Below are 23,952 nucleotides of genomic sequence, written 5' to 3'. Positions count from 1 at the left end.
TTTTATCTGTTCCAAATTGGACTTTCGATAATCATCGGCACTACCACTCCGATAATGAAAGCCGACATTACAAGTGCCCAATCGCGTTTTGAAAAGCGAAATACGGTTTGTACAATATACGATAGTATCAAAACCACAAACACCACAACCAGCTGTGCCGCTTCAATTCCTAAAGCAAACTCGCCTAAAGGTAGTAATTTTGAACCAGCCGACCCTCCTAAAATTGTTTTGAAATAATTCGAGAATCCAAGTCCGTGAATAATTCCAAAAAACAAGGTCACAAAAAACACCAAATTCAAACCATCATTCTTCGAATTCTTTCCGGCAGTAAAGAGATTAAAGACCGCAGTTATTAAAATCGTTATCGGAATTAAAAACTCGACGGTATTGACTTTTATCGCAATAATTCCGTAAACCGAAAGCAATAATGCCAGTGTATGACCAATTGTAAAGACAGAAACCAGCAGCAAAATGCGTTTCCAGTCTTTGAACAAATAAGGGGTTGTTAGGGCAATTAAAAAAAGAACGTGATCGTAAGCATTAATATCTAAAACATGCTTCAATCCTATTTGAAAATAAATCCAAAATTCTGACATAAGGGTACTACTATTATAATGATTAGGGGTTGTAAACTTACGATTTATTTTGAAAAATCATTGCGGTCTCAAACTAAAACAACACATAAAAATTAAGTTAAATTTTATGAGAACTTTAAAATTAATAATTTAAAATAAAAATTATCTTTGTAGGATAAAAAAAACCATAATTATGTCATTTTCAGATTTATTTGATAGCGAATTCAAACAAAGAAACAAAGGTCACTTTTCAGCTATTGTTCGTGTAGCATTAGCCGATGGAATTGTGCATCCTGAGGAAAAAAATTTCTTAGACAAATTGGCTGCACGTTTAGAGATTTCAGAAACTGAATACGAAGAAATTCTTAACGACCCATTAAAATATCCTATCAACCCACCTTATTTGCACGTACAGCGTTTAGAGCGTTTGTATGATTTAACCCGAATGGTACACGTTGATCACCATCTTGAAGACCAACAAGAAGTGATGTTAAGAAAATTAGGTATCGCTTTAGGTTTTACTCCAAGCAACGTAAATTATATCATTGCAAAAGCATTATCATTAGTCGACAAAAAAGTAGACGGCGACACTTTTGTTTACGAAATGCAACATATGCATAAATAGTATTCAGTCGCAATTTTCAGTTTTCAGACTGATCGTTAAAACTAAATAAAATATAAACCCGACAGCTTCTTAGAAACTTGTCGGGTTTTGTATTTTTAATCGAATCTAAAATTTACCAAAAAATAAACCCGACAGCTTTTGAAACCTGTCGGGTTTGAATTAAACGAAAAACGGAGATTACTCCTTTTCTGCCATAAACTCTTCTGCTTTTTCTACCATATTGTAGCTTCCACAGAAAAACGGAACTCTTTGATGTAATTCAGTTGGCTGTATTTCCATAATTCTTCCAAAGCCGTCTGTTGCTTTTCCTCCCGCCTCTTCTGCGATAAAAGCCATCGGATTGCATTCGTACAACAATCTCAATTTTCCTTTTGGCGCTTTTGAACTGGTTGGATAAATATAGATTCCGCCTTTGATCATATTTCGGTGAAAGTCAGAAACTAAACTTCCAATATATCTTGAAGTATAAGGTCTGTCTTCTTCTTCTCTCTGACAATATTTAATGTAATTTTTCACCCCTTGTGGAAAGTGAACGTAATTCCCTTCGTTTACAGAATAGATATTTCCGTTTTTTGGAAATTTCATATTCGGATGTGACAGATAGAATGTTCCAATAGCCGGGTTTAAGGTAAAACCGTTTACTCCATGACCTGTAGTGTATACCAACATCGTCGACGTTCCGTAAATTACATATCCTGCTGCTACCTGATTCACTCCTGGTTGTAAAAAATCCTCGCTTGTAACCGGAGTTCCGATAGGTGTAATTCTTCTAAAAACCGAAAAAATAGTTCCTACAGATACATTCACATCAATATTTGAAGATCCGTCAAGCGGATCCATTAAGATCACGTACTTATTATTATGACTGTTGTCGCTCCCCTGAACAGTAATAAAATCGTCGTTTTCTTCTGAAGCAATACCACAGACAATCTCACGGTTAATTAACGTCTGAATAAATACTTCGTTTGCATATACATCTAATTTTTGCTGGTCTTCCCCCTGAACATTTTGCTCGCCTGCAGCGCCAATGATATCCACTAATCCAGCTTTATTTACTTTATAGTTAACGACCTTGGCCGCCAAACGTATAGAATTGATAATTCGGGAAAGCTCCCCCGACGAATATTGAAATGCTTTTTGGTTCTCAATAATAAACTCTCCCAGTGTTTTATTGCGTTCTTCCATTACTAAATCGTTGTAGTTTTGTTTTTAAGTCACAAATATCGTTTTTTTTGTGAGAATGGTTTAAAAATTATTTCGTTAGTTTGCCACTATTGTATATTTGCTAATTAAACCCCTAAAGTTCCGAATAAAAGAATGCTTTTTTGGCTAATAAACACTTAATAATAAGAATATATGAATATTAGAAAAGGGAATCCTGAAGACATGAAATCGGTTCTGGGATTAATACAGGAGTTGGCAATATTCGAAAAAGAACCAGACGCTGTTGTTATCACAGAAGCGGATTTAGTACGCGATGGTTTTGGTGAAAAACCACTATTTCATGTGTTTGTCGCAGAAATTGATTCTGACGAACATGAGAAAGAAATTGTTGGAATTGCTTTGTACTATTACCGCTTCTCGACCTGGAAAGGAAAAACAATACATCTTGAAGACCTCATCGTTAAAGAAAAGATGAGAGGGACTGGTTTAGGATCGGCTCTGTATGCCGAAATCATGAAACAGGGAAAAAGAGATAATGTGCGCAGAATTGACTGGAATGTACTGGACTGGAACACTCCTGCGGTAAAATTTTACGAGAATTCGGGAGCAAAGATTCTTGAAGGCTGGCAAGTTGTTCAAATGGACGAAAAAGGAATTGATTCGTTTTTAGAAAAATTATAAAAAATATGTTTAGCCACAGATTAAAATGATTTGCAAATCTTTTTAATCTTAATAAGCTGTGGCAAAAAAAAAGACGCACTGCAGTGTGCCTCTACAATTGCCATTCCAGGAAAATTGGAGTTTGGAATTTAAAAAATTGGAATTTTATAAAAAACAGTATATATAACAAAATGAGAGTATTTAAATTTGGTGGAGCCTCTGTTAAAGATGCCGAAGGAATTAAAAACGTATACGACGTTTTACAAAAAGTAGGTTATGAAGATGTCATTTTGGTTGTTTCGGCAATGGGAAAAACCACAAATGCTCTTGAAGTGGTGATCAAAAATTACTTTGACAAATCATCAGAGCTGAACTCTTCGGTACAGGAAATAAAAAAATACCACAATCAAATCTTACTGGATTTATTTGAAAACGAAGAACATGAGGTTTTTGCTGCGGTAAAAGCATTGTTTTCAGAGTTAGAATATTTCCTGGCACATAATAAATCTCCAAATTACAATTTTGTTTACGATCAGATTGTGAGTTTTGGAGAGTTGATTTCGACTACGATCTTAAGCCACTTTATGAATTTCATGGGGATTCAGACACAATGGCTTGATGTTAGAAACTTCATAAAAACCAATGCCAATTATCGTGATGCTGAAGTAGACTGGGAAATTACGCAACAAAACATCAGTAAAAATGTACCCCGCAAAATTCTAAACATCACTCAGGGATTCTTGGGTGCCGACGAGAACAATTTTACTACAACTTTGGGTCGTGAAGGTTCTGATTATACCGCCGGAATTTTTGCATACTGCCTAAATGCCGAAAGCGTTACGATCTGGAAAGACGTTCCGGGGGTTATGAATGCTGACCCGCGTTATTTTGAAAATGCCAGTTTATTGAACCAGATTTCTTATCGTGAAGCGATCGAATTGGCGTTTTACGGAGCAACCGTAATTCACCCGAAAACTTTACAGCCGTTACAGAAAAAGGAAATTCCATTATATGTAAAATCTTTTATCAATCCGCTTTTAAAAGGAACCTGTGTTTCTAAAGGTGTAGATCTGGAACCGCAATATCCTTGCTTTATCGTAAAAAGAAACCAACTTTTGATTTCATTATCATCTATCGATTTTTCTTTTATAATGGAAGAAAACATTAGCGAGATTTTTGCTTTGTTTCACCAATTCAAAATAAAAGTAAATCTGATTCAGAATTCGGCGATTAGTTTTTCGGTTTGTGTGGAAGATAAATTTGAAAACTTCAATGAACTGAATGCCATCCTTTCGAAAAAATTCAAAGTAGATTTTAGCGAAAACGTGACTTTGTATACCATTCGTCACTTTACAGAACAAGCGGCACAAACCGTAGAGGAAAACAAAGCCGTTTTACTAAAACAAGTAAGCCGCGAAACAATTCAGATTGTGACCAAAGAAATCGACTAAACTTCTTTGTTTATAAAGTTAATTATATCAATTCAGCACATTTAAAGGTTTCACTTCGTCGTGAAGCCTTTTTTGTTTAGGCCTTCCTTCAAATGGTTTACTATAGTTTTCAAGTCTTCGATCTGCAATTCATATTTCTTTAAAATTTCCTGATAAAAACTAAGCATTAGCTGTTCAGTTCGTTGATTGTTATTCACTAAGCTCCCGTAACTTTCGCCAGCTGTCTCTTTTTTAACCAATTCTTCGGGAGTTATTTCAAAAACCTGACAAATTCTATCAAAATGAGTAGCCCAGGAAGTACTTTCTCCCCGCTCCATTCTGGCGTACGCAGACTGAGAAATTTTTAAATGATCGGCCACCTGCTCTTGTGACATGTTTTTTGCTTTGCGCAATATTTTTAAATTATTTCCTACGTTTTTATTCATAACAAACATTTTTACAAACATAAAACTAAGAAATGTTTTACAATTATCCGAATTTAGGTTTTAAATAACCGATTTTCGACTAAGACAACAACTGCGTAAAATTATATCTTCGAACCTGGATAAACCACTCCATTAATATCCGACAGGCACTGCTAATTAAACATCCTGACTGAAAGCAAAAACAATATTCCTAACTCCTTAATTAGTCCCCTCAAAAAACTAATTAATTGTAACCTACAATTCCTTTATCAACTGTTATTTCTTATTGCAATTGATAAACCGGAAGAATAAAACTTTTTGCAAACCAAAAACATTCAAGTCATGAAATCAACTATTCTGAACAAACTATTATTCCTAATCCTAACTGTCCACTCCTTAATTGCGGTGTCGCAAAACAGAGCAGAATTATCTCAGGAAGAAACTAACGCCAGGCTATTCGCTACTGCAAAAGAAAGAAGTGGTCAGCTTGCTATACTGCCGTTTGATTATATCTCTAACGAAAACTCAAACAATATGGATATTATGGCTTTGAAACTGCAAGGAGATTGTTACCAAACGCTTAGAGAGCATACTTCAATGTTGGAAATACAGGATCCTGTTACTACCATTGCTATTTTACAAAAAGCGGGATTAGGACCGGTTGAAATAAAATCTAAAACACCAAAAGAACTGGCCCTTATTCTGAATGTACAATATGTTGTTTACGGCCGCGCAATGATTGATAATGTTGGCGTTTCCTCAACCTCGCACGGGTGGGAAACCACTACAGGTTTGAAAACAGTCAACAAACCAAACGATGTAAAATCACAAGAAAAGCAGAAATCAAACACCCCAAACCTTTACGTAACAGGCTTTGATAATTATCAATTCTCCTATGATGCAGGAAACAACAAACTCAAAGAGGCGGTTACTACCAACTACGGAAATTTACAAGCCACAAATGAATATGAGAATGGGCAACTGGTAAAAAATCAACTTTCTTTTAACTCTAATACTGCTCCCTTAAATTACAGAAAAGATATTCCGCAACAAACGACAAATTACTCCAGTACATCACAAAATTTCTCCAACAATTCTACAGTTGTCAATTACAATAGCGTTATCGACCTTAGCTTTTATGATGATACAGGACGTGTTTTATACTCTAAGACAAGAACTGCATTTGGCAGTGGTATCGATTCTTATATGGCAACTTTAAAGTATCTTATAAAAAGATGTCCCTTTGGCACAAAAAATAAAAAGTAAAGCTTTTTGTACCAAAGATGTTATATTGGAACTGGGTTTTATGAAATTTTTACAACGTAGGCTGCTTATCGATTCGAGAAACATTTGCTAGTAACCGAAAGCCTTACTTTAACTTTCGTTCCTTCTTGAGTTTCTTAATTATTTTTCTCAATTCTTTTATTCGCTCTTCATACTGCTCGATTACTTTATCAGATAAATGAGTCCCTGTTTCTCTTGAAGGATCTTCTTTTTGATCTGCATCCGGTTTTAAATCCTCTACTTTCAATAATTCTTCGGGAAATATTGCAAAAACCTCACAGATTTTTAAGATATAATTGGCCCATGAACTGCTTTCCCCGCTCTCCATTCTCGCATAAGCGGATTGTGATATACCCAGAAAGTCTGCCACTTCTTCCTGCGACATTTTTTTATTCTTCCGAAGTATTTTAAGCTTGTTTCCTACAAGGTTATTCATGATTAAGCAAAGTTTTCCGTCCAAAACAATAGAGGACAACTTTTCCAATTTATACTCACAAAAAACACATTTTTTTTAAAATAAAAGAAACACACCCCAATTTCTTATTAAAATACCCGATATTCACATAATATAAAACCTTACAAAACACTAAATTAGTCGCACCAAAAAAACAAATAAATTATGCAGTGTCCATCAGACCAACCAGCTGATCAACACTAAAACCAAAAAAAACCAAAAAACTATGATCCGTTCTGTCTTACTACTAACGCTTTTAATTGTTATTATAGCCTTAGGGTATCGCTTTAGCAAAAAAAATACCTAGATTATTTTATCACAGTTGCCCCGTCTGATAAAAAAACTTAGCCCCTTAAAGCATATGGATTTCAATACTAAACCTACAAAAGAGACCCAAAAAAAATGGAACCGTGATCCTAACAATTGGATTTTGGGAATTTTCTATTACAACCCTCACGACAAAAGATTGTTCCCTTCCAAAAGAATGAAACTACTTGGATGGACCATCAATTTTGCAAACCCAAATTCAATATGCACCGCTATTGCAGCAATCGCCTTTGTATTGATTCTCATCGGAGATTCTAAACCATAACCCCAAAACTACTAACCGCTATTTTACTTAACCTTCATTGAAAACATGAAATTCTTTATCTTCAAATACAGTATTGCAATTGCAAGCTGTCTTTATCTGGCCTACTTTTTTTACAATCCGGAGCGTACGGGTAACATGATCAAAATGGGCACCGCGCTTGTTTTGGCGCTTTCTATTTTTATTAGCATGTACAATCAGCTCAAAAGCAGAAGATAGTTACTGTGTGGACACAAGTATAAAAAGTGACACGAATTACATGAATTGTCACTAATTTATGCTCAGCCGTTAGTTCCTATTGCCGTATTTTACAATTGAACTGGCATACTCGGGGGCTGAATCACAGACGCTTTATTTCCCAATTATAAATACTACTTTTGATTTTTGAGAGTTAAAGTATTTATGTTGAAAAAATTACTGGTTCTAACATTTTTGATTTGGTTTTCCGGGCTCCAGGCTCAGGAAACGATATCATCGTACAAAACCAAAAAAATAATTGCCAGCCGCGATACTATTCGTCTCGAAGAAGTAAGTATCAATTCGGGATTCTTTCAGCTTTTCAATACCAAAAACGAACCGCTCGATTCCACCTTTTATAAGGTTGATTTTAAAAAAGGAACTCTACTTTTAAATGAAAAACTGGCCATAACAGGCGATACTTTACTGGTCAATTATTTAAAGTACCCCGATTTTCTCACCAAGGAATATACTTTATACAAATCCAATCAGGTGGTATCAAACGACATTGGCTCTGAAAAACTGTATAAAATTGACAATGCTGTTGCTAAAAAAGTAACTCCTTTTGATGGTTTAAATACTTCCGGAAGCATCACCAGAGGCGTCACCGTTGGAAACAATCAAAATACTGTTTTGAACTCTAATCTGGATCTGCAGATTACGGGAAAAATATCCGACAAAATTAGTTTAAGGGCCTCGTTGCAGGATAGTAACATTCCGCTTCAGGATGGTGGTTACTCTCAAAAACTGGATCAGTTTGACAATATTTTCATGGAGCTTTTTACAGATGATTGGAACATTCGGGCAGGAGATGTTTTTTTAGAAAACAGAAAAACCCAGTTCTTAAATTTCAATAAAAAAGTTCAGGGACTTTCGGCCAATTTTAACTTTGGCGGAGAAGAAAACAAAACCAATATTTTCGCTTCGGTCGCTTTTGTAAAAGGGCAATATGCCAAAAGTACGTTTACGGGTCAGGAAGGAAATCAGGGGCCTTATAAATTAAAAGGACAAAATGGGGAGCTGTATGTACTTGTAATTTCCGGTTCGGAGCGTGTTTATGTAAATGGCGTTTTATTGAAACGCGGAGAAAACAACGATTATGTGATCGATTATAATGCCGGGGAAATTACTTTCACCTCGCTTTTTACGATTACTTCCGAAATGCGAATCAATGTAGAATATCAATATTCCGAGCGAAACTACAACAGACTCGTGACTTATGCGGGCGGAACACATGAAAGCAAAAACTGGAGTTTTGGCGGTTATCTCTATTCGGAGAATGATATGAAAAATCAGCCTTTACAGCAAAACCTATCAACAGCACAGGTTCAGGTTTTAAGTCAGGCCGGAGACGATCCGAATTTAATGAAAGCCCCGTCAGCCTATGAAGATACTTATGCCGATACTAAAATATTGTATAAAAAAATACTGGTCAATTCCGTTGAATATTATGAATATTCAAAAGATCCGACTGCTGTTTTGTACAATGTAAAATTTAGTCTCGTTGGAAACAACAGCGGTAATTACATCATCCAGAACAACAACTCAGTAGAACGTATTTACGAATATGTACCGCCTGTTAACGGAATTTTGCAAGGAAACTACGAACCAATTGTGAATCTGATTGCTCCTATTAAATTACAGGTGGCTACTTTTTTAGGAAAGTACAATCCGGATGAAAAGACTTTGGTTGACTTTGAAATTGCCATAAGCAACAACGACAAAAACCTGTTCTCGAAAATAGACGACACCAACAATGACGGTATCGCTCTTAAAACCAATATTAAAAAACGTCTTTTTACACGCAACTGGACTTTAGATGCCTTTGCCAATTATCAATTTGTTCAGGAAGATTTTCGATCTGTAGAGCGTTTGTACAATATCGAGTTTAATCGCGACTGGAACTTAAACGAAACACTTTTGGGAAACCAAAGTATGTTAAGCACCGGACTTAACTTTGATTTATTTGCTAAAAAGGAAACGGCTGACATTGGTTTGTTTACCTATCAATTGGAGAAGCTGGATTATTCCGAAAGTTATTCCGGATCCCGTCATACTACAACCGCATTGTTTAAACTACGGCATTGGACCATCGAAAATCAGGGCAGTTTCCTGAAGTCAGATGCCACAAGTTCTACTTCCAAATTTATTCGAAATCAAACCAGAGCTAAATATCATTTTGGTAAAAACTGGATTGGGGCAAGTATGCAGCTGGAAGACAATCAGCAGAGAAATAAAATCACCCATCAATTTTCGGCATTAAGTCAACGATTCTCTGAATATGGTGCCTTTATTGGTCGTGGTGACAGCACTAAGGTTTTTGTTGAAATTGGCTATCTGCAACGTCGAAACGACAGTTTGCAAAATGGACTTTTACAGCACGTAAACAACTCTCAAACTTATTTCTTAAAATCGAAATTGATTCAGAATAAAAAAACAGATCTGGCCGTATATGCCAGCTATCGCAAATTAGATTTTACGGATGCAGCCCGAAAAAATGAGCCTTCCTTAAATTCCAGAATACTTTATAACGATCGTTTTTTTAATCAGCTGCTGCAAATTGGCAGCGCTTATGAAACCAGTTCCGGAACAATTGCCCAACAGGAATTTACCTATATCGAAGTTCCAACGGGGCAGGGAGTTTATACCTGGAATGATTATAACGGAAACGGAATTCAGGAACTCGAAGAATTTGAAATTGCCGCCTTTCCCGATCAGGCGCGGTTTATCCGAATCTTTCTGCCCAATCGGGTTTACATAAAAACCAATCAAAATAAATTCTCCCAATCTATGGCTCTAAATCCATTGCAATGGCAGAACGAAACCGGTTTTAAAAAACTCCTGTCTTACTTTTACAACCAGACTTCCTTCATTATGGACCGAAAAGTAAAGAGTCAGGGAGAACGTTTGGAGCTCAATCCTTTTAATTCTTCAGAGGAAAATATACTCGGACTCAATTCGAGTTTCAGAAATAGTTTATACTACAATCGCAGCAAACAAAAACATTCCGTAACCTACACCTATCTTGTCAACAAAGGAAAAAATCTGCTTTCGATTGGGTCGCAAAATGTTCAGAACAATTCGCATCAATTGCAATACACCCATCTCTATCAAAAAAGCTGGCTGTTTAATTTCTTTACCAAAACGATCAAAACCAATTTGGTTTCTGAAGATTTTGTCGAAAAAAACTATGACATCACAGGCTATCAGCTGGCGCCTAAAGTGAGTTATTTGTTTTCGAAAAACACCAGTCTGGATTTCTTTTTTGAATTTCAGAATAAGGAAAATCAAATTGGAAATCTTGAAACTCTGGTTCAAAACCGACTCGGAACTTCCTTTTCATTTGCAGGAGAGAAAAAAGTGACCCTGAACGGAGAATTTTCTTTTTACCAGAATAAATTCACAGGAAATGAGTTTTCATCTGTCGGTTTTCAAATGCTTGAAGGACTTCAGGCAGGGCAAAATCTGGTGTGGAAATTCCTTTTACAGAAAAACATCACTCAGTTTTTAGATGTGAATTTAAATTATCAGGGAAGGAAAAGCGAGACAGGATCAGTGGTTCACACCGGAAACATACAGCTTCGCGCTTATTTTTAACACTTTACCGAAAACCTATTTAAAAATTGTTTAATTTTAATTGAAATTTAAACTTGTAACATTATGAAAAAATTATTAGTACTTTGTTTTGTAGTTCTTCTGTCTTCTAATTTCTATGGACAAGAGTCAATTACTAAAGCAGCGAAAAGTAAAACGGAAGCCGCTGCTAAAAAGAAAAAAGCGGAAGCTGATAAGGCAGCAACAGCTGCAAAAAAAGAAACTGCAAAATCTAAAAAAGCAGCTAAAGAGGCCAGCGATGCGGCAGCAAAAGCCACAAAGGAATCTGCAAGCGCTGCTAAAAAAACGGCCGACAAGCAGGCTACTAAAGCAAAAAGTGAAGCCACAAAAGCAAAAAGTGATGCTGTGAAAGCAACAAAAACTGCTGACAAAGCTGCCAGTACAAAAGCCGCAAAAACAAAAGCTGATGTAACAAAAACAGCAGCAAAAGCGACTGAAGCATCAACAGCAGCTAAAAAAGAGGCCACGGCAGCTAAAAAAACAGCCGCCAAAACCATAAAAGAAACGAATGAAAAAGCTCCAAAAGTAGCCGACAAAGTAACTGGCGAATACAATGGAAAAAAAGTATATACCGGACCTAAAGGCGGTAAATACTACATTAATAAAAATGGCAATAAAACCTATATTCAGGAATAAAGTTCATTTTACCAACATCTGAAAGGGGTTACTTACAGTAACTCCTTTTTTTTGTCTATTGCGAAACCAAATATTCGTTAACATACAAATAACTTTTCCTTCCAAACACCACTAATTCCATAACCTAAGCAGCGAATTATATGGGCTGAACGGCCTTATAGAGTTAATAATTTAGTAATACGTGTGAAATATCATAAAAAGCATATTTCTTTATCTTCGTTTTTAAAAAGCGTTACACCATGAGCATTGATTATTCAGCGAACAAAACAATTTTAGTTGCTCCACTAAACTGGGGATTGGGCCATGCTACAAGATGTATCCCCATTATAAAAGCGCTTCAAGAAAACAATTATATTCCTATAATCGCTTCTGACGGTATTGCACTGGCATTGCTGCGAAAGGAATTCCCATACATTCAAACCCTTGAATTGCCGTCTTATCATATCGAATATGCCAAGAATGCCAAAAACTTCAAATGGAAGCTGATTAAAAACCTGCCAAAAATGATTGTGGCTATTCTTGACGAGAAAAAAATAGTAAAAAGCTGGATCAAAAAACATGGAATAGACGGAATTATCTCGGATAACCGACTAGGTGTTTTTAGTAAAAAAGTTCCCTCTGTTTTTATGACGCATCAGCTGAATGTCATGACCGGAAACACGACCTGGTTTACCAGTAAATGCCATCAGCATATTATAAAAAAATATACCGAATGCTGGGTGCCGGACACTAATGATGCTGTTAATCTAACCGGTGAGTTAGGCCATCTGAAAACGGATGAGCTAAACTTAAAATATATTGGGCCGTTAAGCAGAATGCGCAAAAAGGATACCCCAAAAGTATACGATTTGATGATCATCCTGTCGGGACCTGAACCGCAGCGTACTTTTTTGGATGAAAAACTACAGAAAGAAGTCGCCAATTATAAAGGCAAAGTGGTGTTTGTACAAGGCATCGTTGAGAAGACACAAAACAAATGGCAGGCCGGAAATGTGACCTATTACAATTTTATGAACTCTAAACAGCTGGAACAGACTTTTAACGAAAGTGAATTTGTGTTATGCCGTTCGGGTTATACCACCGTTATGGATCTGGCTAAATTAGGCAAGAAAGCTTTTTTCATTCCAACTCCGGGGCAATACGAACAGGAATATCTGGCGATAAAACTTCAGAAAGAAAATTTGGTTCCCTATGCAATGCAAGACGACTTTACCATCGAAGATCTTTCAAAAGTAAAGTCGTTTAAAGGTTTGACTCAATTTAACGATACTATAGACTGGGATTCTTTGTTTACCGTTTTTGAGGATGAAGTCTAGAAGTTAAACTGCGCTTGTAAACGCAATAAATTTCCTTGCTGTCTGTTGATTGGAAGTGCACTGTCCTGGAAAGTTCTGTCGGCAATAACATATTCGGCAGTAAGTTCAAAGGCTTTTAGAGGCTGCCATTCTATACCAAATTCGTAATCTCTAACTACATAACTTCTGGCGTCCTTCTCGTATTTTTTTCCTCCGTCGTAATATTGAAATTTGGCGAAAGGATAAATATGCTGTTTTTTAACATCTAATTTGTAGCTAAACAATACATAACCTCCGTTTAAATCGGTTTCATCGACTGCGTTAGTTACGGAATTGTATCTTGGTCCTTTACCCACATTGTACTCGGCCTGGATTCCAAAAGGTCTTGGATACAGTACGAATGTTGCTCCTACCCTTTGATCTTTTACGTGCTGTGAATTGTTCACTTTAACTCCTGGTGAAATTTCACCTGAAAAAGCCCATTTTCCGGCATAAGCCTGAATTCCGGGTTCGATAATCTGACTTCCAATTACAAATGGGTACGTTACTCTTGTCACCACATTCAAATCTCTGTTTCCATCTAATCTATTCGCAATTTGACCATTGTAAACTCCAAAAGCGAAAACACCATAATCACCTGATCCTTTATAACCGTCTTTTACCAACATTTCAAAACGCTCTCTGATTTCGGCCGGTGCCCAGTAAAAGAACATTCCTAAATCACGCTCGTTTAATATGGCACTGTTCAACGCATCGTTTCGATCTAAAGTTAAACGCTGTCCGCTTGACTGCATATTCTCGAAACCGTATGGTATTTTACTCTGCCCGACACGTAATCTGTACTCTCTCTTTTTATCAAAAGAAAGGTCAAAATACAAATCCCGAACCTGAACAAAATTCTGAACTCCTGTAACCGGAGAACTCGCAAAATCAGGTTGAAAATAGAAATATACATTGGGATGAACCTGACCAGAAAACACTAAACGTGCACGTCTGATAAATAAACCATTGTTTGCTTTTGCACCCGGGGCTGTAGAAGTTGTTCCCCAGGACCTGTCACATTGGTCACACGATACTTTATCGTTTGTAGAAAACAAACCGTTGTATCGTATCTGTGCATAACCTCTTAAAGAAATCTTGTCGTACCAACGGTCCTTATCCTTTTCATCATCACTATTCCCGGATTCCGTATCCGTATCCGGTAACTTTGCTTTGTTGATTGAATCAAGAAGACGAATTACTTCTTTTTTTACATCTTCTTTCTTTAAGTCCTGTGCAGTTGACACACAAGTAATTAGCAAAAAAACTGCTATTAGCTTTATTTTCATTCTTTCTATTTTCTTATGCCTTATTTTTCGAATGCAAAAATCCACCACCTATGTTAAGATATCATTAACAAGGTGTTACCATAATAAAAAGGAATTGTTGCCAAATAGTTACGTAAATTGAATTAGTGTTAAAACGCTATACTTCACAGTACTTCGCTCAAACAAGCTTACAATTATTTAACTTCAGCTTTTATTGTTTTATTTGCTTTTTCAAGCGTAAAAGAAAATTCAGAACCAATTCCGAACTCACTTTCTACATATACTTTCTCTTTATGTGCTTCAATAATATGTTTTACAATGGCCAGCCCTAAACCTGAACCGCCTTCTGAACGGGTGCCGCTTTTATCCACTCTGTAAAAACGTTCAAAAAGCCTTGGGATATTTTGTTTTTCAACCCCTTCTCCGTTATCACTAATACGGATTAAGACTTTTTTCTTGGTCAGATTAACCACTCCTACTTCGGTCAAACCGCCCTCTTTACCATACTTGATAGAGTTTACGATCAGGTTTTCTAAAACCTGTTGAATTCTGTCCTTGTCTCCTCGAATAATTACCGATTTAATGTTCTTGCTTTCAAAAGCCAATTTGATTTTCTTCTTGTCGGCTTTCATTTCCAGTAAATCAAAAACATTCTGAATCAGCTCTACAATATCAAAATCAGTCATGATTAAATCGAGGTCTCCGGATTCTAATTTGGTGATCATGTCCAGATCCTCAACGATGTAAATCAATCGTTCCACTCCTTTTTCAGCACGTTTTAAATATTTTTTTCGAATATTTTTATCTTCCATTGCACCATCCAGCAAAGTCGAAACATATCCCTGAACAGTAAACAAAGGCGTTTTCAGCTCGTGCGATACGTTACCCAGAAACTCACGTCGGTATTGTTCCCTGATTTCCAGCATTTCAATTTCCAGCTTTTTATCGGTAGCAAACTTTTTCACCTCACGAGAAAGTGTTTCCATATCTGTGGTTATCGGCTGATTGATCAATGTGGTGGATTCTAATAACGAAACCTCATCGTATATTTTCTTAACTCTTCGATAAATAAAACGTTCTACACGGTATTGCAAAACCAGGAACGAAAAAGCATAAATTGATATTATAAAAATTATTCCAAAAGCAACCTGATGCTTCAATTGGTTTTTATAAAATAAGGACAGTAGTATCAGCACAAACCCTGTCGCAAAAAGACTTATATATAATGCTGACTTTACAGCAAACTTGTATGTTTTTTTAAAATTAATTTTCATTTGAAATTATTGAACCATTAAGAGATTAAGAAAATTAAGTTTTGTTTTTGAGCGCTATTCTTTTGAGCAAAAACAAAAAAGGAATAACTCAAAAACCATATAAGAAAATGAAGATTGCACAAACTTCAATTCTTATATGGTTTAAATGTATTGAATACTTTTAAAGTAATTGGAATGATTTTAAATTCTTAACTAAAATTCTTAGCAACTTAACCTCTAAGAACCTCAGCAGCTTAAAAATCTAAACTTCAAATTTATAGCCTACTCCTTTTATAGTTTTAAAAAGGTCTTCTCCTATTTTCTCACGAAGTTTTCGAATATGAACATCAATGGTTCTACCTCCTACTACAACCTCGTTCCCCCATACTTTATCCAGAATTTCGTCTCTTTTGAAAACTTTCCCCGGTTTTGAGGCCAATAAGTAAAACAATTCGAATTCTTTTCTTGGTAAGGCAATCTCCACGTTTCCTTTGATGATTTTATATTCTTCGCGGTTGATCTCGATTCCGCCCACATTTAAGGTGTCACTTACAACTTCTTGTTCTTTTAGCCTTCTTAACAGCGCCTTTACTTTGGAGACCAATAATTTCGGTTTTATTGGTTTAGTGATATAATCATCTGCACCTGCATCAAAACCAGCTACTTGTGAATAATCCTCACTTCTTGCCGTTAAGAATGTTATGATAACATTATTTAATTCTGGAATTTTTCTAATGTGTTCACAAGCTTCCATTCCGTCCATTTCAGCCATCATTACATCCATAATAATCAATTCCGGCAATTCTTTCTGAGCCTTTGCAATTGCTTCTTTTCCGTTAGAAGCAGTCACAATCTGGTAGCCTTCCTGAGCAAGGTTATAGCCAACGATTTCTAAGATATCTGGTTCATCGTCAACTAGTAAAATCTTGGTTTGTGTTTTTTTCATAAATAGCAAAAATTGAGATTTTTACATCAAATTTTCTTTATTATACATTCGATGATTTTCATTTGAGATGGTAAATATACTAATAAAACGACCGTTAAAAATTACGGTTAACGGTAATTTAATCTGGTAACAATTTGATAATCTAGACAACACGAAAACATAACAAGTGGCTAACATGAACTTTACACAGCGTCTCTTTCTTTGCACAAAAATTTAAACACAACACTGAAATGAAATTCAATTTAAAATTTCTATTTATCACATTATTCATCTGTACGATTTCGATCGCACAAAACAAAGGTACGATTTCTGGTGTATTAACCGACAAAGAAACCAACAATGAAGCTTTACCTTTCGCAAATGTTTTATTAAAGGGAACTAACATGAGCGCGAACACTGACATTGAGGGGAAATATTCCTTTAATGTAAATCCGGGAAATTATATCATTATTTTTAGTTTCGTTGGATATGAATCTGTAGAAAAGCCAGTAACTGTTAAAGCAAATGAAACTATTACAGTAAATCAGGTACTTTCATCAGGAAATTTTACACTTAAAGATGTTGTTGTAAAATCATCTGCAGTAAACAAGCAAAAAGAATCAGCATTACTTTTAGATCAGAAAAATGCAGTTTCATTTAAAGCTGCTATTGGAGCAGAGGAAATCTCAAGAAAAGGAGTTAACGACGTTGCAAATGCTGTTGCTAAAATAAGTGGTGTTTCTAAACAGGATGACTCCGGAAATGTTTTCGTAAGAGGATTAGGAGATCGTTATAATGTTACAACTTTAAACGGACTTCCTTTACCATCAAACAATCCGGCAAACAAAAATATTTTGTTGGAAATTTTCTCTACGAATATTGTAGATAATATCGGAATTAGCAAAACTTTTGAATCTCAAAATTATGCCGATTTCGGAGGAGCAAATATTGATATTAGCGCAAAAAAATTCAATGGAAAACCATTCGTTACTTTTTCAATTGGAACAGGAGCTAACACAAACGTATTAGGTCAGGATCATTTTTACTTGCAAGACGGACCTACTTATACCGGATTTAAAAAAGTTGGCGTTCCTAATGCTCCACTTCAGCCATATAGCTATGCAACAAGCTGGGACAGACAAGAAAACAAGAATGTATTAAATGCTTTCTATACGTTATCTGCCGGTAAAAGATTTACTATAAATGACGAAAGTTCAATCGGTACTTTTGTTACTGGTTCATTTAGCGCAAAAAACAAATACACAGAAGGATACAGCAGAGGAGGAATTACTTCTGACGGAGATATCTTTTCCGACTTTATCAGAACATCATACAAACATAGCACTACTACAACTGTTATGGGTACTGCTGATTATAAAATCAATAATAAAAACTCAATCTTCTTTACTTCTTTATTCTTAAATTCAAGTGATCAGGATTACAGTGAGTACGAAGGAACAAACCAAAATTTTGACGGTGGCGGAGACGCTCTTCAACAAATTTCAGGTTTTATCAAACGTGGAACTTTTGAAAGAACTCAATTAATTGTAAACCAATTAACAGGAAAAAACAAATTCAACGATCAGTGGAATTTAAACTGGGGAGTAGGATACAGTATGTCTAACAGTTCAATTCCGGATCGTATGCAAAACTCTTTTGTATATGCTCCAAATGCTAAAGATTATACATTTTTTACCAACTCTAACATCAACAATCACCGATTTTTTCAGGACTTAAAGGAAAATGAAATCGCTGCAAATATTGCATTATCATATAATTTCAACAAAAAAAGCGATGATACCTACAAAGGAAAAATAACTGTTGGTTATTCAGGAAAGTTCAAGGATGTAGATTACAAAATGGAACAATATTCATTCTTCCCGAACAGAACTACCGTTTCTTTCCCAAAAGAAGATATTCATCACGTAGACAACTATTTAAATCAAGCAAATTGGGGTTCCGCTTATTCCAACAGAATTAACCAATTGTACAATGGAAATTTAGATATTAATGCTGCATTTGCAAATGTTCAATATTCCTTAACTGATAGATTAAGTGTAATACTGGGAGCAAGATTAGAGCAATTAACTCAAAATGTTTTCTATATCACCACTACAGTTCCAAATGGTGATAATTCAAATGATTCAAAGTTTAACATTTTACCAAGTTTAATCTCGAAATACACCTTGACAGATAAGCAAAATTTAAAATTCTCTGCAAGTAAAACATATACACTTCCTCAGTTTAAAGAAAAAGTGCCAATTATTTACGAAGATGTTGCACAAGCCTACGAAGGAAACCCAAGATTATATGCTTCAACAAATTACAACTTCGATTTAGGATGGGAATTTTTCCCAAAAAGTTCAGAATTAATCTCTGTAACTGCTTTCGGAAAAATTATTCAAAATCCAATCAATGAAATGTTCCTAAACTCTTCTTCAAATGATATTTCTTATGCAAATACAGGTGATAAAGCAACAGTAGCAGGAGTTGAAGTAGAATTTAAAAAAGAAATTTTTGAAATTGAAAAAGACAACAACTTAAAGACAAAACTTACTTTTGACGCAAACGGATCTTATTTATACACAAACCAAGACCTAAGCAATGATAAAGTAAACAATGAAAATGATTTTGGAGCAAACTTTACTTTTACAGAAAGTAAACTAACAGGAGCTTCTAATTTTTTAGCAAATGCCAACTTATCATTTTTAAATGAATACAGAGAAGGAAAGGATTTCAGCGCAACAATATCTTATTCTTATTTTTCAGATAAATTAGCTGTTATTGGAACTTCAAGAGTAGGTAACCTGGTTGACAAAGCTGTAAACAAATTAGACTTTATCGCTAATGCAAGTTTAACCAAAAACTTAAAATTAGGTCTTATCTACAATAACATCCTGAATCCGACTTTCAAACGTGTACAAGAGCAGGGGAAAGTACCAGGAAAAGAATCTATTGGTGATATTACAGCAGTTTCATACAAAGCAGGTTCAGATTTCAGACTTACTTTAAGCTACACATTCTAAAAGAAAGTAAAACCATAAAAACTCAAAAGGTGATTAGCCAATGCTAATCACCTTTTTTTATTCATCATAATCCAATGTAAACTTTACATTAAGCAGTTTTATTTTTTAACAGTTATACTTAATGCATTGTTAATGCGGTCTTAACTCAGCAAAAACATATGTTCACTTACTTTGCCATGAATAAATAAAACAATAAAACACAACAACAATGAAAAAATCATTATTTGCAATGGCTGCAATATTAGGACTTGCTTTAACAAGCTGTAGTTCTGACGACAACAATAAAAAGAACGAAAACACAAGTACTTTTGTATTGAAAGTTGACGATTTACAAGGAAACATTAATGACGGTACTGTAACTTTAGACCCAACTAAAACTTACACTTTAACTGGAGGTTTAGTTGTTAAAGGTGGAGCTACTTTAGTTATTCCTGCTGGAACTACAATTAAAAGTTCTGCTACTGCACTAGCTACATCTTTATATATTGCTGTAGAAAGAAACGCTAAAATTAACATCAACGGTACTGCTGCTAAACCAGTTATTATGACATCTGGAAAAGCTACTCCTGCTCAAAGTGACTGGGGTGGATTAATTATCGCTGGTAATGCTAAAGTAAACACTGGAGATAACGGTACAACTGAAGTTGGTGGTTTAAGCTACGGAGGTAATGATAATGCAGATTCTTCTGGAAATATCAACTTCTTAAAAATATCTTATACAGGTTCTAAATATACTGCTGAAAAAGAATACAATGGAGTTTCTTTCTTCGGAGTAGGTTCTGGAACTGTAGTATCTGACATCTACACTTTTGAAAGTGGTGATGATGGAATCGAATTTTTTGGTGGAGCTGTAAACGCTACTAACCTTACAATCATTAACTCTTATGATGATTCATTAGATTTTGCTGACGGATGGGTAGGTACTGCTACAAACGTTTACATTAAAGGTGTTACTAAAGCAGGTGTTGAAGGATCTACAAACGCAAAAGATCCAAGTGGAGCTGTTCCAATGACTAATGCTAAAATCATTAATATCTCTATCGTTAAAGGTGATGCTGCTTTCTTAGCAGACGAAAAAGCAATCAACTACAAAGAAGGTGGTGGAAAACAAGCTTACACAAACTTATTTGTTGCAACTGGAATGCCTGCAGACTTAGCTAAATTGTCTACTGATGCTGGTGCAACTGCAAACATTGCTGCTGGTAACTTTACCATCACAAACTATACTTTTGGAGCTTCTATAACTAATTTAGTTGGTCCTAAATTATCAGGAACTACAACTGGAGCAGTTGGAGCTGGTGCTGGAGCTGACTTACCAAGCTGGGCTAACTGGACTAAGTAATTAAATACAAAAAATAAAAATGAAGCTGCCTGAATTCAATTTCAGGCAGCTTTTTTTATACCATCGGATTCCTAATATCACGAGGTACTTCTATAGTCGATGGTTATCAGCCTAGTAGTTGATTTCTAATTACTTCGAGCCTAAATTGTTAAAAACATCCTAAAAATTTAGGATGTTTTTTTTTGGCGTAATTTTTGTAATTTTTTTTTGTACATTTACAGTAACCAAAATAACGCGATGGCAAAAAATTACTTTTATATTACTTTCTTATTGGCTTTTTTCTTTACTGTTAGTGTTTCAGCACAAGACAGCAAGCAATTACCAAAACCTCAACAGGCAGCAACCATTGAGGGTCTAAGCTTGTACCCTAATCCAGTAACTGGTGGAAAAGTAACAATCTCTTCTAAAAATGATTTAGAAAAAGAGATCATTATCTTTGATGTTTTGGGTAAAAAAGTACTTCAGACACATTTAAGTTCGCGAGAATTAAACGTTTCGGATCTCGTTCCCGGCGTTTACATCATTAAAATAAGCGAAGAAAATAATTCGGCAACACGAAAACTCATTATTCGATAAAAAAAGCTCCTTTTGGAGCTTTTTTAGTTTTCAGTCGCGGTCACAGTTTTCAGTTTCTACGAAACCCTAAAATGAAAACTGTGGCTGAATACTATGACTAAACACTAAAAACAATATCTTTGCACAAAAAAAAGTTTTGATCACAGCCAACGATATCTTTACCATTTCAAGTCAGAAACAATTTGAAAAAATAGCACTAAAAGTGTTTCGTTTTCAACATGAGAATAACGTTGTATATCGTGATTTCTGCGATTTTTTAAAGGTAAATCCGCAACAGGTAAAAGCCCTCGAGCAAATTCCTTTTTTACCCATTCAGTTTTTCAAAAGCCACAATGTCGTTTCCAATACTGATCCGGCTCAGGTTACTTTTACAAGCAGCGGGACAACCGGTACGATTACCAGCAGGCATATCGTTACCGATGTAACTCTTTACGAAGAAAGCTACCGCAACGGATTTTCACAATTCTATGGCAACATAGAGGATTACGTTATTTTAGCTCTTTTACCGTCCTATCTCGAACGCGATGGATCTTCGCTAATCTATATGGTCGAAGATTTAATAAAACTCTCCAATCAGCCTGACAGCGGGTTTTACCTGCACAATCATGACGACCTGATTAAAAAACTTACCGCTTTAGACGAATCCGGTCAAAATGTGATCTTAATTGGAGTTACTTATGCCTTACTGGATCTGATTGAGAAACACCAATTCAAGCTCCAGAATACCATTATTATGGAAACTGGTGGTATGAAAGGCAAACGTAAAGAAATGATTCGCGAAGAATTACACGAACAGCTTTGTGCGGGGTTTGGCGTTTCGGCCATTCATTCAGAATACGGCATGACTGAACTTTTAGGACAAGCGTATTCCCTTGGCGAAGGTATTTTTGAGTGTCCGTCGTGGATGAATATTTTAGTTCGTGATCCCGAAGATGCACTCACTTACGTGAAAGACGGAAAAACCGGTGGAATCAACGTTATCGATTTGGCCAACATCAATTCCTGTTCCTTTATTGCCACTCAGGATTTAGGCAAAAAATATCCCAACAACTCTTTCGAGGTATTGGGACGTTTTGATAATTCTGATATTCGTGGCTGTAACCTGATGGTACTTTAGATATTGAATCGTTGATTTGTTGAATCGTTTAATTGCTTTCCAAAAAACAATTAAACAATTAACCGATTAATCAAATTAACGGTTAACCGATTAAACAGTTAAACAATTACACCACTCTAATTACAAAATAGTTTTTCTTTCCGCTTTGTAATAACACAAATTGATTATTGATTAAATCATTTGCAGTTAAAACAAAATCTTCTTTTATTTTTTCTCTGTTCACCGAGATTGAATTTGCCGTTAAGGCACGTCTCGCTTCTCCATTTGATTTAAAGAAACCTGTTTTTTCGTTTAAAACCGTGATAATCTCCAAACCGTTTTCCAGATCTGCTTTTGCGATTTCGGCCTGAGGAACACCGTCAAAAACTTCCAAAAAAGTAGCTTCATCCAATTTTTTCAAATCTTCAGCTGTAGAATTTCCAAACAAAATATTGGAAGCCTGAATCGCTTTTTCTAATTCTTCTTTGCTGTGTACAAAAATGGTGATTTCTTCTGCCAATTTCTTCTGTAAAACTCTTAAATGAGGAGCTGTTTTGTGCTCTTCGATCAAAGCCTCGATAGTATCCTTGTCTAAAAACGTAAAGATCTTAATATATTTCTCAGCATCAACATCGGTTGCATTTACCCAAAACTGGTAAAATTTATATACTGATGTTTTATCAGCATCCAACCAGACATTTCCACCTTCCGATTTCCCGAATTTAGATCCGTCAGCTTTTGTAATTAAGGGTGTAGTCAAGGCAAAAGCTTTTGCATTTTCTCCTCCCATTCTGCGCACTAATTCTGTACCCGTGGTAATATTTCCCCACTGGTCCGAACCTCCCATTTGAAGGATACAATTGTTGTTTTTATATAAATGATAAAAATCGTAACCCTGAATTAACTGATACGTAAACTCTGTAAAAGACATTCCTTCGCCTTCTCCGGCAAATCTCTTTTTAACAGAATCCTTAGCCATCATATAATTTACCGTGATACGTTTTCCAACTTCACGTGCAAAATCAATAAACGAGAATTCTTTCATCCAGTCATAGTTGTTCACCATCACAGGAGCATTTGTATCGCTTGAATTAAAGTCAAGAAAACGAGACAAAACACTTTTGATACCCGCCACGTTTTTAGCCAGCGTTTCTTCGTTCAGCAAATTTCTTTCATCAGATTTTCCAGATGGATCTCCAATCATTCCGGTTGCACCACCCACCAAAGCGATAGGCTGATGTCCAAAATTCTTTAAATGAACCAATAAAATAATCTGAACCATGCTGCCAATATGCAGCGAATCTGCCGTTGGATCAAAACCTATATAAGCTGTAGTTACCTCTTTTAGCAATTGTTCTTCCGTTCCTGGCATGCTATCATGATATAACCCGCGCCATTTTAATTCTTCAACTAGATTCTTCATTTTTTTAATAATTTG

21 protein-coding genes are annotated in these 23,952 nt (G+C 35.6%); 13 read left to right on the top strand and 8 right to left on the bottom strand.

The window, feature by feature from the left end:
* Window positions 1-2: 2 nt before the first annotated feature.
* Window positions 3-596: a HupE/UreJ family protein gene (locus ACN1CN_RS17885; protein ID WP_173965953.1), complete on the bottom strand. Its 594-nt coding sequence runs from the start codon at window positions 594-596 to the stop codon at window positions 3-5.
* Between the two features lie 172 nt (window positions 597-768).
* Between ACN1CN_RS17885 and ACN1CN_RS17880 the strand changes: the two genes are divergently transcribed.
* Entirely contained in the window at window positions 769-1,200 is a 432-nt protein-coding gene (locus tag ACN1CN_RS17880; protein WP_264525461.1) for a TerB family tellurite resistance protein, read from the top strand.
* Window positions 1,201-1,377: 177 nt separating this feature from the next.
* Here the strand turns inward: ACN1CN_RS17880 and fbp are convergent, their stop codons facing one another.
* Window positions 1,378-2,385 carry a class 1 fructose-bisphosphatase gene (fbp, locus tag ACN1CN_RS17875; protein ID WP_419136587.1) on the bottom strand — a complete coding sequence of 336 codons (1,008 nt, stop codon included), beginning with the start codon at window positions 2,383-2,385 and terminating at the stop codon, window positions 1,378-1,380.
* A 171-nt stretch (window positions 2,386-2,556) separates the two neighbouring features.
* On the opposite strand from fbp, the gene ACN1CN_RS17870 reads away from it, so the two are divergent.
* Both ACN1CN_RS17870 and ACN1CN_RS17865 read left to right on the top strand, forming a co-directional pair.
* Window positions 2,557-3,045: a GNAT family N-acetyltransferase gene (locus ACN1CN_RS17870; RefSeq protein WP_291285657.1), complete on the top strand. Its 489-nt coding sequence runs from the start codon at window positions 2,557-2,559 to the stop codon at window positions 3,043-3,045.
* A gap of 170 nt (window positions 3,046-3,215) precedes the next feature.
* Window positions 3,216-4,475, top strand: a complete 1,260-nt coding sequence (locus tag ACN1CN_RS17865) for an aspartate kinase (RefSeq protein WP_419136586.1) — start codon at window positions 3,216-3,218, stop codon at window positions 4,473-4,475.
* 50 nt (window positions 4,476-4,525) lie between these two features.
* Here ACN1CN_RS17865 and ACN1CN_RS17860 read toward each other — a convergent pair whose 3' ends face one another.
* Window positions 4,526-4,900: a helix-turn-helix transcriptional regulator gene (locus ACN1CN_RS17860; RefSeq protein WP_419136585.1), complete on the bottom strand. Its 375-nt coding sequence runs from the start codon at window positions 4,898-4,900 to the stop codon at window positions 4,526-4,528.
* Window positions 4,901-5,221: 321 nt separating this feature from the next.
* Between ACN1CN_RS17860 and ACN1CN_RS17855 the strand changes: the two genes are divergently transcribed.
* The gene (locus ACN1CN_RS17855; RefSeq protein ID WP_419136584.1) at window positions 5,222-6,145 is read left to right on the top strand and encodes a hypothetical protein; all 924 of its coding nucleotides are present in this window, start codon (window positions 5,222-5,224) and stop codon (window positions 6,143-6,145) included.
* 103 nt (window positions 6,146-6,248) lie between these two features.
* On the opposite strand, the gene ACN1CN_RS17850 is transcribed toward ACN1CN_RS17855, so the two are convergent.
* Window positions 6,249-6,599 (bottom strand): helix-turn-helix transcriptional regulator, encoded by a 351-nt coding sequence (locus ACN1CN_RS17850; protein ID WP_419136583.1) that lies wholly within the window; start codon window positions 6,597-6,599, stop codon window positions 6,249-6,251.
* Window positions 6,600-6,978: 379 nt separating this feature from the next.
* Between ACN1CN_RS17850 and ACN1CN_RS17845 the strand changes: the two genes are divergently transcribed.
* From ACN1CN_RS17845 to ACN1CN_RS17825, 5 genes are all read left to right on the top strand, one after another.
* Window positions 6,979-7,209 (top strand): DUF5808 domain-containing protein, encoded by a 231-nt coding sequence (locus ACN1CN_RS17845; RefSeq protein ID WP_291285653.1) that lies wholly within the window; start codon window positions 6,979-6,981, stop codon window positions 7,207-7,209.
* Window positions 7,210-7,254: 45 nt separating this feature from the next.
* Window positions 7,255-7,425, top strand: a complete 171-nt coding sequence (locus tag ACN1CN_RS17840) for a hypothetical protein (RefSeq protein ID WP_264525469.1) — start codon at window positions 7,255-7,257, stop codon at window positions 7,423-7,425.
* A gap of 183 nt (window positions 7,426-7,608) precedes the next feature.
* Entirely contained in the window at window positions 7,609-11,040 is a 3,432-nt protein-coding gene (locus ACN1CN_RS17835) for a hypothetical protein (RefSeq protein WP_419136582.1), read from the top strand.
* Between the two features lie 63 nt (window positions 11,041-11,103).
* Window positions 11,104-11,694: a hypothetical protein gene (locus ACN1CN_RS17830; RefSeq protein WP_419136581.1), complete on the top strand. Its 591-nt coding sequence runs from the start codon at window positions 11,104-11,106 to the stop codon at window positions 11,692-11,694.
* 239 nt (window positions 11,695-11,933) lie between these two features.
* A complete protein-coding gene (locus tag ACN1CN_RS17825; protein ID WP_419136580.1) occupies window positions 11,934-13,010 on the top strand; it encodes a glycosyltransferase in 1,077 nt (358 codons plus the stop codon).
* On the opposite strand, the gene ACN1CN_RS17820 is transcribed toward ACN1CN_RS17825, so the two are convergent.
* From ACN1CN_RS17820 to ACN1CN_RS17810, 3 genes are all read right to left on the bottom strand, one after another.
* Complete coding sequence (locus ACN1CN_RS17820) at window positions 13,007-14,317, bottom strand: porin (protein ID WP_419136579.1); 1,311 nt, start codon at window positions 14,315-14,317, stop codon at window positions 13,007-13,009. The two genes, ACN1CN_RS17825 and ACN1CN_RS17820, sit on opposite strands and share 4 nt — an antisense overlap.
* A 173-nt stretch (window positions 14,318-14,490) precedes the next feature.
* Window positions 14,491-15,570, bottom strand: coding sequence for a sensor histidine kinase (locus ACN1CN_RS17815; protein ID WP_264525474.1), 1,080 nt, complete (start codon window positions 15,568-15,570; stop codon window positions 14,491-14,493).
* A gap of 241 nt (window positions 15,571-15,811) precedes the next feature.
* Window positions 15,812-16,495, bottom strand: coding sequence for a response regulator transcription factor (locus ACN1CN_RS17810; RefSeq protein ID WP_017496206.1), 684 nt, complete (start codon window positions 16,493-16,495; stop codon window positions 15,812-15,814).
* A 230-nt stretch (window positions 16,496-16,725) separates the two neighbouring features.
* Between ACN1CN_RS17810 and ACN1CN_RS17805 the strand changes: the two genes are divergently transcribed.
* The 4 genes from ACN1CN_RS17805 to ACN1CN_RS17790 all read left to right on the top strand — a co-directional run bounded on the left by ACN1CN_RS17805 (window position 16,726) and on the right by ACN1CN_RS17790 (window position 22,535).
* Window positions 16,726-19,500 (top strand): TonB-dependent receptor, encoded by a 2,775-nt coding sequence (locus ACN1CN_RS17805; RefSeq protein WP_264525475.1) that lies wholly within the window; start codon window positions 16,726-16,728, stop codon window positions 19,498-19,500.
* Between the two features lie 208 nt (window positions 19,501-19,708).
* A complete protein-coding gene (locus ACN1CN_RS17800; RefSeq protein WP_264525476.1) occupies window positions 19,709-20,842 on the top strand; it encodes a hypothetical protein in 1,134 nt (377 codons plus the stop codon).
* Window positions 20,843-21,079: 237 nt separating this feature from the next.
* Window positions 21,080-21,418 carry a T9SS type A sorting domain-containing protein gene (locus ACN1CN_RS17795; RefSeq protein ID WP_264525477.1) on the top strand — a complete coding sequence of 113 codons (339 nt, stop codon included), beginning with the start codon at window positions 21,080-21,082 and terminating at the stop codon, window positions 21,416-21,418.
* A gap of 136 nt (window positions 21,419-21,554) precedes the next feature.
* Window positions 21,555-22,535, top strand: a complete 981-nt coding sequence (locus ACN1CN_RS17790) for an acyl transferase (protein ID WP_419136578.1) — start codon at window positions 21,555-21,557, stop codon at window positions 22,533-22,535.
* 106 nt (window positions 22,536-22,641) lie between these two features.
* On the opposite strand, the gene tyrS is transcribed toward ACN1CN_RS17790, so the two are convergent.
* Window positions 22,642-23,937 (bottom strand): tyrosine--tRNA ligase, encoded by a 1,296-nt coding sequence (gene tyrS, locus ACN1CN_RS17785; RefSeq protein WP_419136577.1) that lies wholly within the window; start codon window positions 23,935-23,937, stop codon window positions 22,642-22,644.
* Window positions 23,938-23,952 lie beyond the last annotated feature (15 nt).

Source organism: Flavobacterium sp. T12S277 (genome assembly GCF_048514875.1).
In the GTDB taxonomy this organism is placed as follows: Bacteria; Bacteroidota; Bacteroidia; order Flavobacteriales; family Flavobacteriaceae; genus Flavobacterium.
This window is presented reverse-complemented; position numbering and strand designations above follow the sequence as displayed.